Annotated in this window: 12 protein-coding genes and 1 pseudogene; 7 read left to right on the top strand and 6 right to left on the bottom strand. The window is 49.0% G+C overall.

The window, feature by feature from the left end; all coding sequences use genetic code 11:
- Positions 1–28 precede the first annotated feature (28 nt).
- From AC0LWT_RS32120 to nadE, 4 genes are all read left to right on the top strand, one after another.
- Positions 29–1,282: an enolase C-terminal domain-like protein gene (locus AC0LWT_RS32120; RefSeq protein ID WP_474685369.1), complete on the top strand. Its 1,254-nt coding sequence runs from the start codon at positions 29–31 to the stop codon at positions 1,280–1,282.
- 43 nt (positions 1,283–1,325) lie between these two features.
- Positions 1,326–2,693, top strand: a complete 1,368-nt coding sequence (locus AC0LWT_RS32115) for an MFS transporter (RefSeq protein ID WP_474685368.1) — start codon at positions 1,326–1,328, stop codon at positions 2,691–2,693.
- 176 nt (positions 2,694–2,869) lie between these two features.
- The gene (locus AC0LWT_RS32110) at positions 2,870–3,307 is read left to right on the top strand and encodes a BrxA/BrxB family bacilliredoxin (protein WP_474685367.1); all 438 of its coding nucleotides are present in this window, start codon (positions 2,870–2,872) and stop codon (positions 3,305–3,307) included.
- Positions 3,308–3,408: 101 nt separating this feature from the next.
- Entirely contained in the window at positions 3,409–4,218 is an 810-nt protein-coding gene (nadE, locus tag AC0LWT_RS32105) for an NAD(+) synthase (protein WP_474685366.1), read from the top strand.
- A 257-nt stretch (positions 4,219–4,475) separates the two neighbouring features.
- On the opposite strand, the gene AC0LWT_RS32100 is transcribed toward nadE, so the two are convergent.
- Positions 4,476–5,678, bottom strand: coding sequence for a cytochrome P450 (locus AC0LWT_RS32100; RefSeq protein WP_474685365.1), 1,203 nt, complete (start codon positions 5,676–5,678; stop codon positions 4,476–4,478).
- 356 nt (positions 5,679–6,034) lie between these two features.
- Positions 6,035–7,012, bottom strand: coding sequence for an aldo/keto reductase (locus AC0LWT_RS32095; RefSeq protein ID WP_474685435.1), 978 nt, complete (start codon positions 7,010–7,012; stop codon positions 6,035–6,037).
- Positions 7,013–7,426: 414 nt separating this feature from the next.
- Between AC0LWT_RS32095 and AC0LWT_RS32090 the strand changes: the two are divergent.
- Positions 7,427–8,618, top strand: a pseudogene (locus tag AC0LWT_RS32090) (macrolide family glycosyltransferase).
- A 157-nt stretch (positions 8,619–8,775) separates the two neighbouring features.
- Here AC0LWT_RS32090 and AC0LWT_RS32085 read toward each other — a convergent pair.
- Complete coding sequence (locus AC0LWT_RS32085) at positions 8,776–9,573, bottom strand: AIM24 family protein (protein WP_474685364.1); 798 nt, start codon at positions 9,571–9,573, stop codon at positions 8,776–8,778.
- Between the two features lie 201 nt (positions 9,574–9,774).
- On the opposite strand from AC0LWT_RS32085, the gene AC0LWT_RS32080 reads away from it, so the two are divergent.
- Positions 9,775–10,776 (top strand): GNAT family N-acetyltransferase, encoded by a 1,002-nt coding sequence (locus AC0LWT_RS32080; RefSeq protein ID WP_474685363.1) that lies wholly within the window; start codon positions 9,775–9,777, stop codon positions 10,774–10,776.
- A 16-nt stretch (positions 10,777–10,792) separates the two neighbouring features.
- On the opposite strand, the gene AC0LWT_RS32075 is transcribed toward AC0LWT_RS32080, so the two are convergent.
- Entirely contained in the window at positions 10,793–11,689 is an 897-nt protein-coding gene (locus tag AC0LWT_RS32075) for a DMT family transporter (protein WP_474685362.1), read from the bottom strand.
- A gap of 426 nt (positions 11,690–12,115) precedes the next feature.
- Entirely contained in the window at positions 12,116–12,802 is a 687-nt protein-coding gene (locus AC0LWT_RS32070; RefSeq protein WP_474685361.1) for a class I SAM-dependent methyltransferase, read from the bottom strand.
- 344 nt (positions 12,803–13,146) lie between these two features.
- Here AC0LWT_RS32070 and AC0LWT_RS32065 point away from each other — a divergent pair, with 344 nt between their 5' ends.
- Positions 13,147–13,818: a hypothetical protein gene (locus tag AC0LWT_RS32065; RefSeq protein ID WP_474685360.1), complete on the top strand. Its 672-nt coding sequence runs from the start codon at positions 13,147–13,149 to the stop codon at positions 13,816–13,818.
- A gap of 253 nt (positions 13,819–14,071) precedes the next feature.
- Here the strand turns inward: AC0LWT_RS32065 and AC0LWT_RS32060 are convergent, their stop codons facing one another.
- Positions 14,072–14,905, bottom strand: coding sequence for a hypothetical protein (locus AC0LWT_RS32060; RefSeq protein ID WP_474685359.1), 834 nt, complete (start codon positions 14,903–14,905; stop codon positions 14,072–14,074).
- Between the last annotated feature and the right edge of the window lie 162 nt (positions 14,906–15,067).

Here is a 15,067-nt window from a genome sequence, read left to right as displayed (position 1 = left end):
AGTGTGCGGTTAAAAGGATGGTACCGGGATGAGGAACTTGATTATACAAGATGTAAAAGTGATTTTAACCGCTCCGGGCGGCATCGATCTGGTCGTCGTAAAAATCGAGACGAACGAGAAAGGATTGTACGGACTGGGGTGCGCCACTTTTACCCAACGGATATATGCGGTGAAATCGGCGATTGAAGATTACTTGAGGCCGTTTTTGATCGGCAAGGATCCGGCAAGAATAGAGGATATATGGCAGAGCGCGAGCGTTAGCGGGTATTGGAGGAACGGGCCGATTATGAACAACGCGCTGTCCGGCGTCGATATGGCCCTCTGGGATCTTAAAGGCAAAGTGGCGGGCCTGCCGGTGTATGAGCTACTGGGCGGCAAATGCCGCGACGGGATTGCGTTGTACCGCCATGTTGACGGAAGCAATGAAGTCGAAGTGGAGCAGAACGCCAGAAAGTTAATGGACGAGGGGTACCAGCACCTCCGCGTGCAGATGGGCATGTACGGCGGGAGCGGCACCGAGGATACGCGGCTGATCGCCAGCGTCATTTCGCGGGCCGATAACTTGAAGCCGAAGCATTCGCCGGACAATTTGCAAAAAGGGGTCTATTTCGATCCGGAAGCGTATGCGAAGAGCATCGAAAGCTTGTTTAAGCACCTTCGCGCCAAGCTCGGTTACAACATTGAACTGATTCATGACATCCATGAAAGAATCGCTCCTATTGAAGCCGTCAGATTGGCCAAGAAGCTGGAACCGTACCATCTTTTTTACCTGGAAGATCCGACTTCGCCCGAAAATCTGGACTGGATCGGCATGATCCGGCAGCAGACGAGTACGCCGATCGCTATGGGGGAACTGTTTACGAATGTGAACGAGTGGAAGCCGCTTATCGCGAGCCGTCAGATTGATTTTATACGCGCACACGTCAGCGCGATCGGCGGAATTACGCCGGCGAAAAAACTGGCCGTGTTCGGAGAGTTCTACGGCGTGCGGACGGCGTGGCACGGTCCCGGGGACATTTCGCCTGTCGGCGTGGCGGCGAACCTGCATTTGTCCGTAAGCTCGCCGAACTTCGGCATCCAGGAGTGGACGCCGCTTAACGAGCAGCTGCAGACCGTATTCCCGGGCTGTCCGACTGTCAAGAACGGATATGCTTATGTCAATGATCTGCCGGGGCTCGGCATCGATCTCGATGAAGAAGAGGCGGCGAAATACCCGTGCCAAGGCACGATACCGGAGTGGACGCTGGCGCGTATGCCGGACGGAACGGCGGCAAAGCCGTAATTTTAACGTCATTAATTAACCGTACAGAAAGAAGGGGTTATGTATGATTTCGCAAAACAAGCCTACGAGAGTCCGATTTTTTATATTAGTTCTTCTATTTATTGCCGTAGCCATTAACTATATGGATCGGGCCAACTTGTCCGTGGCAGGCTCCACGATTCAAAAAGAGCTTGGCTTAAGTGCTACCGAGCTCGGCTTCCTGTTCTCCGCTTTCACCTGGGCGTACGCTGCCGCCCAGGTTCCCGTGGGCTGGCTGCTGGATCGGATCGGTCCCCGAATGCTCTATGGGTGGGCGATTATTTTGTGGAGCGTGTTCACTTTTGTTATGGCTTTCAGCTCGCACAATATTTTTGCCAGCACCGGCGCGTCATTTGCGATGCTGTTCATTTGCCGCATGCTGATCGGGCTTACGGAAGCGCCGGCCTATCCGAGCAACACCAAAATCGTTACGTCGTGGTTTCCGAATCGTGAACGCGCCAGAGCCGTAAGCATTTATTCCTCAGCGCAATATATCGGGCTGGCGATTTTTACCCCCGCGCTCGCTTTGATCATTGCCAAATTCAACTGGGAATCGGTATTTTACGCGACCGGGGCGGCAGGCATCATCTTCGGTGTTTTCTGGATCATTTTGTACAGAGATCCGCAGGAGAGCAAGCGCGCTAACGAGCAGGAGCTGGAGTATATCCGAAACAACGGCGGCTTCGATTCCAAAGTTTCCAGCCGTGGGCAGAAGTCTTCATGGAGCGAAGTGATGTATGTCATTAAACAGCGCAGGGTTTGGGGAATTTTCATCGCGCAATTTGCCGCTTCTTCCACGTTATATTTCTTTTTGACATGGTTTATGGTCTATTTGGAAAAAGGGCTGCATCTGCCGATCAACAAAGCCGGGTTCGCGGCCGTGCTGCCTTATTTAATGGCGATGGCCGGAGTGTTGTTCGGCGGTTTTTCCAGCGATTATTTATTGAAAAAAGGGAAAACGACCACATTTGCGCGCAAAGTGTTGATGGTTTCGGGAATGATTTTAACGGGGCTTTTAGCCTTCGCCAACTTTTTTGAAAATCAGCCGGCAGCTGCTGTCGTTATTCTCTCGCTTGCTTTTTTCGCCAATGCTTACTCCAATATGGGCTGGGTAGCGCTGGGGGATGTGCTGCCGAAAAAGATGGTGGGTACGGTTGGCGGCGTATTGAATTTGTGCGGTAATTTGTCGGGGATTATCAGCCCGATTGTTATCGGCGCATTGATCCAGCGAACAGGCAATTTTCACGGGGCCATGTATTATACAGCGGCGGTCGCTGTTGGTGGCGGCATTGCATTCCTGCTCATCGTTGACAAGCTGGAACCGATCGATTTGAAAAAAATGAACAAACATGCAGACAGTACGGCTGAACAAAATAATTTGCATCTTTCGTGATAGCGGTTACAATTAAGTTTTTGGCCCGACTGCAGGCAGCGCCTTCCGGAATTTATGATTCCGGGAGGCTTTTAGCTCGTTATGGGGCGTTTTCGCGCTTTGCTTTCCATGCGTACGGATGTATAATATGACTTAATAAGCATGTTTACTACATCAAAATCCAAGGGGTGGAACATATGGCAATGTCTTTTGATTCTTACATGAAAGATATGGTTAAACCGATGAGAGAAGATTTGACTCGTCTGGGCATTACGGAACTGCTGACTCCCGAACAGGTCGATCAGGCAATTGAAAGCTCCAAAGACGGCACGATGCTGCTCGTCATCAACTCCGTGTGCGGCTGTGCCGCCGGACAATGCCGCCCTGGCGTAGCCAAGGCGCTGCAAAACGATGCGCTGCCGACTTATACGTACACCGTGTTCGCAGGCCAGGAGAAAGACGCAACGGCCAAAGCGCGCGAATATTTGGCGCCGTATCCGCCGTCTTCGCCATCCATCGCTCTGTTCAAAAACGGCGAGCTGGTGCATTTTATCCAACGCCACCAAATCGAAGACCGTTCCGCGGAGATGATCGCCGGCGACTTGAGCGGGGCTTTCAACGAATACTGCAAATAAATGAAATAATCTCATATCAACATGAGGCAGAAAGCCCGCATTGCAGGTACTTGCAAGTGTGGGCTCTTTGTTCAAATACCAAAGACAAGGTGGAGAGAGTCATGAGCTTGCAGCAGGAAATCATTGCGAAACTGGGCGTTAAGCCGGAGATCGATATCGATGCGGAAATCCGCAAACGGGTCGATTTTCTGAAGGAATATGTAAAAGGCGCGAACGCGCGCGGCCTTCTGATCGCGATCAGCGGCGGCATTGACAGCGCCGTAGCCACAGGTCTTTGCAAGAAGGCGACGGACGAACTGACCGAGGAGAGCGGCACCGAGTACAAAACCGTCGGCGTGTTCCAGCCTTACGGCGAGCAGGTCGATATCGAGGACAGCTACGCGGTGGCCAAGGCGTTCGACCTGAAATATCAGATCGAAAACAACATCCAGGAAGCTGTCGATGAAATTGCCATCGAAGTCGAATACGGGCTGAAGCATATCGGCGTTCACCAGCACATCAGCCGCGGCGGCAAAGGCAATGTGAAAGCGAGAACGCGCATGGTGATGCAGTATGCGCTCGCTTTTGAACTGGGGCTTATCGTTGTCGGCACCGATCACGCTTCCGAGGCGATCACCGGCTTTTTCACCAAATACGGCGACGGTGCGGTAGATATTACTCCGCTCAGCACGCTGAACAAGCGGCAGGTTCGCTCCTTGGCAGCCAAGCTGGGCGTCCCGCAAAGCGTGCTCGACAAAGCGCCGACCGCCGGGCTGTGGGAAGGGCAGACCGACGAGAACGAGCTGGGCATTACATACGGCGACAACAGCGACTACTTGGAGGGCAAGCAAATCGATCCGGCCGTTCAAGAGAAGCTGGAGAAGCAGTATTTGAAAACGGAGCACAAGCGCGCGCCGATTCCCGGCATTTAGCTTGTAGGGGGGCTCTCCCGGCGTACGGAGTGGCGGCGCTGCACGGCGGCGAGCGGCCATCAGGCGGCTCGACAGGCCAGGTCGAAGGAAAAACCTGCAAAAGTGCAGGAATTTTCGATAAAAATGGGCCCGAGCTCGCGCAGCAGCTAAAAAGCCTGCACATTTGCAGGAATATTGCGCGCCCGGCCCACGGACGAGCAAAAAGCCTGCACATTTGCAGGCTTTCTTTCATCCGCAGAGTGATTTCGTTCTTGCTGTTACTTTTGGAAAGTAATAGGTATGCTTTTGTAGCCGTAAATGAGCGGGTCTTTGGCAGGGGTGAACGACACTCCTTCTTTTGCGGTGAAGGCCGAAAATCTCGTGAAAACCTGCGTCAAAGCAATCCGGGCTTCCAAGCGGGACAACGGAGCTCCGAGACAGAAGTGGATGCCGTTTCCAAAAGCGATGTGAGGATTCGGCGAACGGAAGATGTTGAATTGATTCGCCTGCTCGAATTGACGGTCGTCGTGGTTGGCCGATCCGGACCACAAGACAACGGTATCCTCTGCGCGGATCGTTTGTCCCGCTATTTTAGTATTTTTGCTGCATCGGCGTGTTATCGATTGTATCGGCGAACGATATCGGAGGACTTCTTCAATGGCATTAGGCAATAGAGACAAATCTTCGCGTATTTGCTTTTGACTGTCCGGATGCTCCGCAAAGCAAACTATTGCGTTACCGATTAGGTTTGTCGTTGTTTCGTTTCCGGCTATGAGGAGAAGACGGCAAAATTCCATCAGCTCCGGCAAGTTTAAGGATTGTTCTTCCACTTTGGCCGCAAGCAAGGCAGAAACCAGGTCATTGCCGGGATTTTTCCGTTTTTCTTCAATAATTTCTTTGAAATACTCACTCAGTGCCAACCGGTTTTTGATCTTATTTTCCGCATACTGTTCCCGTGTCTCCCCATGTTCAACGTCGATTCCTCTTATAGCCTCGTCAGACCAGAGCTTGAACTGGTCCCGGCCGCTTCGAGGCACCCCGAGCAGCTCGGCAATGATAATGACAGGCAGCGGAAAAGACAGGCTCGCGATAGCGTCCATTTCTCCCTGTGCTTCAATTTCATCAAGCAACTCGTCAGTAAGCTCCTGAATGCGCGGCGCTAAATCTTCAACGGCTTTGGGAGTAAAAGCTTTGCTCACGATAGCCCGGTACAGCTTGTGCTTTGGAGGATCCATGGAAAGGATGGAGGATCCGGACAGTCCGGGAATGTTGGCGGAGCTAAAAGCTTCGTAGTTCGCAAGAATCGTTTTCACATCGTCATAAAGAAAAACGTCCCAGCAATTTCGCTCGGGATCAAAACAGACAGGGCCATTCTCTCTCATTTCCTTGTACCAATGAAAGGGGGTTTCCGCTTCAAACAAACCTCTAGGGGGAATGTTAAGCGCGGCGACCTGTACGTTTGCTTCTGAATGTCCATTCATATTCATCATAATACCTCCTATTGTTCATGTAGGATTTTTGTCAATCGCGGCTTGCCAGTGCAGAGCTCAAGCGGGCGGGCTGGCACAACGGTTGTTTGGCTTGTAGAGCTAATCCTCCTTTCTGAATAATATTCAATGTAATAATGTTACATGCAGCTTATTTGTCTTATTTGAAACATTTTACAATGTTATTATAATTATGGTAAAAGTGGCGGTCAATTGAACTTAATGTGTCAACCGCAGAAATGAACATTTGAGGCGGAAGTGCTGCAGGCCGGCCATCTGCACGCAATTAAACCCGCCGTGCATGTGCAGGCGGGTTAAGAGAGCATCGTTATGCGGCTTGGCTTTCCGGGTTATGGCACTTTGCGGCCTCTTGAGCTTGTATACAGTTCGTACCATTCTTCGCGGGTCATGAGCTCCGATTGGCGGACAGCGTCCCGGCAGGCGAGCACGCGCTCCGCCGAAGATGTCCCGATCACCGGCTGGATTTTGGCCGGATGCTTCATCAGCCAGCCGAGCAGAATCGCTTCCGGCGTCGTCTCTTTTTCCTGCGCCAGCTTGGAGATGAGCGCGGCGGTCTGTTTCACTTCTTCGGAAGCGCCTTCGAGGCTTTTGCCGGTGAAGCGGCCTTGCGAGAGCGGCCCCCAGGCCTGAAGCTGGATATCCTCCATCTGGCAGTGCTGGATGATGCCGTCATCGAAGTTCAAGCCGGACCCTTCGGCGCGGTTGACGAGAATGCCCTGGTCGAGCCAGTCCAGCCTCGCCAGATGCAGCTCCAACTGGTTGACGACGAGCGGCTGCTCGATCGACTTTTGCAGGAAGCGGATTTGCGCGGCAGTCATATTGGAAATGCCGAAGTGCCGCACTTTGCCGGACGTTTTCAGCTGTGTGAACGCTTCCGCCACTTCGTCAGGCTCCATCAGCGGATCGGGGCGGTGCAGCAAAAGCACGTCGAGATATTCGATGCCGAGCCGCTCCAGAATGCTGTCCACCGAGCTCAAAATATGGCTCTTCGAAAAATCGTAGCGCTGAGGCAGCACGCCGTCCGTAAAGCGAATCCCGCATTTGGACTGCAAGACGATCCGTTCCCGGAGCTCCGGCCTGTTTTTCAAAATTTGCCCGAACACAGCCTCGGCTTTGCCCATCTTATAAATATCGGCATGATCGAACATCGTGATTCCCGAGGATAGCGCCGCTTCTACGGCCTGCTCAGCGACTTTGACGTCTTCCTGCGTATAAGGTTCATAATTCCAATCTCCGCCCAGCCCCATACATCCGAAGACGATCCGGCTGTCCGATATTCCTCGTTTCTCAAGCGGCATTACTTTCATCATTTGGCCTCCCAACCTTGGATTAGCTTCATTATAACCTCTGCCGGGACCGAGCATAAGAGCTGAAATTTCTTTCAGTTACTTACCTGGGCGTAACGGATCGGCAGCGAAGCGCGGGTTTCAGGGTTTTGGGTTCGGCTGCACTTTTGCAGGCTTTCTCCGCGCTGCCAAGCAGATGTGTTTTTTCCGAATGTTGGAGCATTGGACAGTAGAATGGCGGTTTTGCCGATTCTCCGCGTATGATGTTGATTTTTATCAGTCGGCACGGATATCGTATGATCGCGCAGGCGGAGGGGAGGCCATAAGGATTTGTTACGCTAAAGGGCCTAAAGTTTTGAAATTTTCAAATATTGTACTATGATAAACTTGATTCCATTATTTGATTCGAGCGATGGTACCTAGGGAGTGGTAGAAATGGCGCGTGTTTTATTTATTAATGGCGGATCAGAGGGACATATCAATCCAACTATTGCAGTTGTGCAAGAGCTTATTTCGCGTGGGGAAGAGGTAGTGTACTTTTCTATAGAAGCTTTTCGGGAGCGTATTGAGAAGACGGGAGCTTCAGTACGAACATTTGACGATCAAAAATTTATAAAAGCCTTTATCTCAGGCGGAAGAGATTATTTACTCGAAAGAGTCAACGGTCTGTTACTTACAGCGGATATAGTCATACCAAGCGTTCTTGAACAGATCAAAGGAGAGCATTTTGATTACATCATCCATGATTCCATGTTTGGTTGCGGACGTTTGCTTGCTCAAATTCTTAAGCTTCCTGCTATCAACTCCTGTACTTCTTTTGCGCAGACAAAAGAATCATTCGATAAGATTTTGGAGCAATTTTCCATAAAGGTCCCTGCGGACATCGTTAAACCTATAACCGATAGATTCCAAAGCCTGACGGAAATGCTGAAGGAAAAATACGATGTGGAGATCCATTCTCCTTACGAAGTGTTTTGTAATCCTGCACCGCTTACAATCGTTTATACAACAAGGGAGTTTCAGCCTTATGGAGAAACATTCGACCAGACTTATAAATTTGTAGGTCCATCCATCTCTTCGCGATTAACTCAAGAAAGCTTCGACTTTACTGCAATCACGGGGAAAAACCCAATTTACATTTCACTGGGCACAGTTTTTAACCAAGCAATTGATTTCTATAAGCTTTGTTTTGAGGCTTTGGGGAACACTGATCATACGATTGTCATGTCTATTGGGAATAGAACCCAAATTTCTGATTTAGGGGAAATTCCTGAAAACTTCATCGTAAAAAATTATGTTCCACAAACTGATGTACTGCAGTACACTAAATTATTTATTACACATGGTGGAATGAACAGTACTAATGAAGGTCTCTATTACGGGGTTCCGCTCATTGTAATCCCATCAAAGCGCGGATCAGCCGATAATTGCGGGACAAGTCGCCAATCTCGGAGCAGGCATTCAATTACAAATGCAAAGCTTGACTGCAAATGGGCTGCATGAAGCCGTAGAACATGTGTTAAGCCACCCATCCTTCAAGAAAACTGCTGCAAATATGAAGGAATCTTTTCAAAAATCAGGCGGGTATCATCAAGCTGCTGATGAGATTTTCGAATTTAAGAACTAACCGGGAACGATAGCGGCGCGCAGCTCCCAGCGCGTGGTGTGGCGCCGCATGACGGTCGTCAACCACATGAATAATTAAGGCAGTTAAACTGGTCCGCCGGTTCTTAACTGCCTTTTTCAATGCTTCGCCGATGTCCGGCCGACCTGCTGCCAATATGCTATTGCCTGGAGGCGGCTGGGGAGGGAGCGGCTTTGTAATCCATTAGCGGCGCCAGCCAGACCATGCCGGTTCCTCTGTACACATTGACCAGCCCCTCGCCCGAAACAGCCGATCCCAGCATGCTTTTGCCGGATTTTTCGACGGTAAATTCCAAGGAGTCGGACCACATTAGCGCGAAGTTGCCGTCCACCTTCAGCACATCGTTGTGCAATTCCACGACGACTGCTTCTTCGGCCGGGATCGGCGCCTCCAGCGCCAGTATCCCTTTGCCTTTGGCGCTCAAATTGAACAAGCCTTCTTTGCCGAGAGCGGCGGAGGAAAGGGTTTTGCGCGCGCTTACCGATACGTTCAGCGACGTTTCGCAAGCTAAAAACATGCCGTCCTCTACAACAATGTGATCATTGTCGACATCAATTAACCACAAATATTTATAGGTGGTCTCCAGCATAATGGTACCTGTGCCTTTGTAGACAGGCTTGACGGCGCTAGTTCCGGTCACCGCACTGGCTACCAAATTTCGCATTAACCCGCCCACGCCTTTTATGCCTGAAGTCATCTCAATGTTACCGACCATATACTGCATGGCTCCCGCGCTCATCATGATCTCGTTGTTGTTGAGCTCGATCATAAGCTGCTTTTTGCGCATGTTGCTTCTGCTCATAAAATAGTTGGCTTCTGCGTCCGCAAGGGACGTACAGCTCAAATCCTCGATATACTCCAGTACCGTAAACCCGCCCAACTGCTCTTTGACGACGATGTTGCCGTTATTTTTCAGATTATTTATTGTAAAAGCCATACGCTTATATGCCTCCTATTGTATTCGTTTCATAAGGACTGGGAAAATTCTTCAACCATTAAAGCTTTCGACAAGAAAAGCCAATTTCCTTGCCGTGCAGCCTAACGTAATCATTGTTTTACTTAAACTCTACATACTAAGTGAATGGTATTTTTTGGTATGATTATCACGATAAAATTTGTTGTAGGGAGAGGTCGCGGAATGTCTATTGTACTAAGGGTTTTACGGTTGCCGGACGATTATGCCGATTTGGCCAAACTGTTGAATACTCACTGGTCAGAGCCGACGACGGCGGAGAGGCTTGAGGAAGATGATGCAAAGCTTTTTGAAGTAGGCCATACCTATATGGATCAAAATGGGCTGCTCGCAGGATATGACCGTACCCGGCAAGTGGCGGTTACCGATCAAGGCGCTATCGTAGGTTACGTGTGGTCTTGGCGGGCGCCCTGGACGGAACCGGGGTATCTCAATAACACGCTTGTCGTGGATGAACGATACCGCGAGCAGGGCGTTGGGCGGCTTCTCTTTCGGCATGCTGCAGATTGGGGCAGCCGGCTTGGGGCGACAACACTCGTTACGGAGGTTTGGGATGACAGCCCGGAGTCGCTTCAATTTGCTGAACATAGAGGGTTTCAAGTTGAACGGCATTATTTTCAATCGGTGCTTAACTTGGAGAAGGCCGACCTGGTGGGCGTCTGCGATGATGGTGTTATTCGAGCGCTGGAGAGCGAAGGTTTGCGATTCACGACGTTAGCGGATGAGGCGGGCGAGGAGAGCGAGCAGAAGCTTTATGAGCTGTACAAAGAGACCCTGGTGGATATACCCGGGTTTACCGGAGAGGTTCCCGTCATCGACGAATGGCGAAAATGGTACCTGATGGTTGACGGCTATGCCCCGGATCAAGTCATCATTGCAGCAGATCGCGACAAATTTGTAGGTGTATCCAATGTTCTGCACAATAAGTTGACAAACGGCATGTACCACGAATATACCGGTGTGGGCAGAGACTACCGCGGCCGTAAAATTGCTCTGGCTCTGAAAATGAAAGCCATACTTCTTGCCAAGCAGCGAAATGCCGCCTATATCCGCACGGACAATGAATCCACGAACGAGCCCATTTTGCGGATCAATCGCCGCCTAGGCTATGAGCCCATGCGTGGGACGTATCGGGTGGTTGCCAAACTGAAGGATATATGCCAATGAGATAAACCTCTATGCACTATACATGTCCTGTCCTGCGCAACGATTTCGGCTTAGTGTTAACGAGGACTATGCTGGACACAATCAGAACGAGCCCCGCCACCAGTTTAAACGTAATCGTTTCATCGAAAAAGAGGACGCTGATCATAATCGCAATGAGCGGGATCAGAAAAGTAAATGAACCCACCTTGCTTGCTTCGCCCGAATTGACAAGTCTGAAGTAAACAAGCCAGCCTAAGGCTATGACGAAAATCGAAATAAACAGCAGCGTCGATATGAACGGCGTTGTCCAAACGATAGCGGACCAGCTTTCAGTGAAAGATCCGGTAATTATTAAGACGATGCCCCCAACGGTAATCTGCACGGCAACCATCCAGATGGCGTCTACCCGGGCTGCCGTTTTCTTCGTATATACGGTGCCGAGAGCCCAACTAATCGCGCTGCCGATGGCAAGCAAAATCCCGGCAGCCGAAATATGGCCGGAACCCCCGCTTACGCTGATGGCGGCGACTCCGATAAAGCCGACAATCAAGCCGATGATTTTCAAACCGTACATTTCTTCCCCCAGCCACAACCAAGAGCAGAGGCCCAGGAGCACGGGTTGAAGGAAAACGATCGCTGCAAAAAGCCCTGCGGGCAGAAATTTCAGCCCTACGGTTTGAAAGCCGTAATATAAAATAATGTTCAGCACGGAGGAGATGAGATAGATGTGCCAAGTATTTTTCAGAGCAAGCCTTTTGTAACGGGGCAGAGCGAAGAAAACTAATAAAAGCCCGCCTATCAACGTCCGCAAACCTGCAAAAAGCAACGGAGGCGTGAATTCGAGCGCATATTTGGAAAGCGGCCAGTTGACTCCCCACATAATAACAAGAAACAATAAATAAACAGTTGTACGTGTTCGCGAAAGTTGCGGCATGTTCTTCAACTCCTGTTGTCGTTTTATTTCTTAAAACATGATACAACGACTTTTAAAATAAATAAAATGAATGTTTATTATCGGGGAGATAACAAATTTGTTATGACCCATTCACAATTGAAATTGTTTGTGAAAATAGTCGAGACCGGAAGCTTCACAAAAGCAGGGCGAGAACGGGGAGAAAACCTGCGAAAGTACAGGAATTTCTGTGAAAATGGTTCATTTTGGTGAAAAACCTGCGATTGTGCAGGAATTTTAGAAAGAAATGAACCCGAGCCCATGGGATCGGTGAAAAGCCTGCACAATTGCAGGAATTGTTTCGTGGTCGGTGTATCAACGGGCAAAAAGATGCACTTTTGCAGGTTTTCTTCGCGAAACGGCGCAGTGTACTATCGGCCGGAAGCCTCATTCCATCATAGCGTGGAACTACAGCTGAAGCCACCAGATGCCCGCACATTCCGGCAAACATACGAGACTTTCTTCAACAACTCTGGCAGCCAGTTCTTTTCCAAAGAAAAATCCGGTTAGTTCTTCGGCTTCATGAATACTTTCAAAATGATAATCAGTTCTTATCCATTTGTGCTGGAACCCATACTCTTCAACTAATGTTTTATAGTATTGTTCCAGAAATTGGGGCGGGTTTGGCGTCTCCGTTCCTGTACCCATAGTCTCCAAAATAACGACCGTGCCATTGGGGCGAAGGACCCGCATGATTTCTGCCATAATCTCGCGGATGTTTTGTTTCCAGTTCGGAACGTCTGTATTCGTTAAATATGATATAGTCCAGCCAGCTACTATCAAATCTGCGCTTGCGCTTTTTAGAGGGAGCCTTCTATGGTCGGCTGTTTGAGTGGACCAGTTCGTGCATCCGGCTTTTTCCAAGCGCTCTGCAGTGATACGAAGCATGGCTTCTGAAGCATCTAAAGCGATGATTGATTTTGCATGTGGGGCTAGTAGAGTTGTCACTCTCCCCGAACCTGCTCCCAGATCGATAATATCGAGTCCCTTAAATCCCCTAATATCTTCAAAGTATCCGGTTAAGTCAGGCTGCCTGGAAATTAATCGGTGATACGTTTCAGCTTCATTTTTATAGATCTCATCATGGTTCGGCATCGTTGTTCCTCCTTTGTTTCCCTAACAATAAAGGTTGACGCTGCGATAAGGTCAAGCTTGTTTATAAAAAAGACCGTTCTGCCAAGAAGCGGCGGAAACGGTCTTTTTGGAATTTCATGAAATGTGCGCAGGAAGCCGTGCTATTGCTTTTTCGCGTAAACATTAATTTTTCGCAGGTTTTTTGACAGGTTGTCATAATTTTCCCGAAGGAATTTGGTTTCGTCAGTTGTTTGCAATGTTCGACAATTTACTTGTTTATCATACAAAATTTTACATGACTTTATTGGAAAATGATGCTAGTATATTATTTGTTTGCATATATATTACAGAGGGAGTGGTTTGTTATGAAGAAATTGCTTATTGGTTCGATTGTACTGCTATTCATTTTATCCGGGTGTACATCAGCAAAGTTTAAAGAAAGTATGGACACCGGCAATAAGGCTTTGACTGATAAAAAATATAGCGATGCCGTTACGGCTTTCTCCGCTGCTGTAGCTGAAGAACCTAAAAATGCGGAGGCGAAGCAAAAGCTGGACGAGGCTAACAAACAAGTAGAAGAAGAAAAGAAAGCAAAAGAAGAGGCAGAGAAGAAAGAAAAAGAAGCTGTCAGCAAATATATTGATGATATTAAATCGCTAACCGCGGAAGTTTTAAAAGTCAATACTGCCTGGGAGCAACTTCGCCAGTCTTCTGCGAGCGGAGCGGTAGACAACGATACTTTCGGCCAACTGGTTGAGGAAAAGTTTTTACCGGCTACTACGGAACTAGCGGGAAAAGTGAAAAAAGTCGCTACGCCTACAGAAGAGGTTCGTCAAGCACATGAGCTTTATATTGCATCTTTGGAGAAGAATCAACAAGCTTTTTCTGAAATATTCGCTGCAATTGCGGCAGACGATATGTCAAAAATTACACATGCCAACCAATTGTTGTCCGATGCACAAAAGTCCGAAAGAGATTTCGTGGCGAAATTGAAGCCTATTACCGAAAAATATAACATCAAGATGGATTCGAAATAGAGCGGCTTGGTACTAGGTGGGCTGCCCCTTAAGTCATGAGAATGATAGAGGGGGCCTTTATATTTTGAGCATGTGCAGTCCATAATAACGACCATGCCATTGGGGCGAAGAACCTGCATTATTTCTGTCGTAATCTCGTGAAGGTTGACGCTGCGATAAGGTCAAGCTTGTTTATAAAAAAAGACCGTTCTGCCAAAAAGCGGCGGAAACGGTCTTTTTGGAATTTCAAGAAATGGCGCGCCAGGAAGCCGTGCTATTGCTTTTTCCCGTAAACATTAATTTTTCGCAGGTTCTTTGACAGGCTGTCATAAATGATGATGTTTCCATCTGCATCGACCGTAAACTGTTCGCTGGTTCCGAGAATCAGCTTGCCGGGTTCTCTCGGATTGTCCGGGGTAGCCTCTCCCGATGTCGGAACGCTTTGTCTAAAAAATGGTACCGGATCGTAAGAGTTAGTCTCGGGATTGTAGATTCCTTTGTTATAAGTCAATTGATCGAGTTTGACGTAATTTTCAACGGTACCGTTCAAATCGATCCGGTAAAAACCTTTGCTGTCGTAAGCGTAAAAATACCCGTTTTTTGCGATTGCGCCGGAGATGGTATCCATGTTTAAGGTGGTTTTAACGCGGGTCGAACCGGGCTCTACGACATGAATCGTTTTGCTGTCGGTATTCAAATAGTACAGCTTTCCGTCCTTGACCATCGACGAAAGGCGGCCTTGCGTTTCCCGCGGCAGAGACGCCAACGAGTGAACGGTCCCATCCGTTCCAACCTCCATAATTTGTTTCTGGAGCTTGTCGCTAAAGTAATAGCGATTCTCGTCGATCTTGGAAAAGAAGTTGCTTGCAGGGTCCAGGGCATGATCCAGACTGTAGCCGATTAATTTCACTGACGGTAGTACTTGGTAGAAAATAGATATTTTTGCAGAAGGACCGCCCGCCTCCGCCATAATGAACAATTCGCCGCTGGCTTCATCGTAGAACAGGGCAGTGGGCTGTACTTCCCAATGCATCAAATGGTTCGTGAACCCATTCGAATCCTTGTAGGTAAAATTAAAACGCTCATCGATGCTTACCGCGGGCTGCAAAGGTCCTCCCGCATCGGTGCGGGGGTTAAATTTTTTAATGGAGAAAGTAGGGGAATTGCCCCCAATGTTGTCAGGTTAAGCGGTTATAGCCCCCGCCGCTTGGTCTTCGTGAATTTGTTAGCTTTTGTCTGTTTGTTCCGTTTGAAAGAGCGATCCTTCACT

It is taken from the genome of Paenibacillus sp. sgz302164, from assembly GCF_056120505.1.
This window is presented reverse-complemented; position numbering and strand designations above follow the sequence as displayed.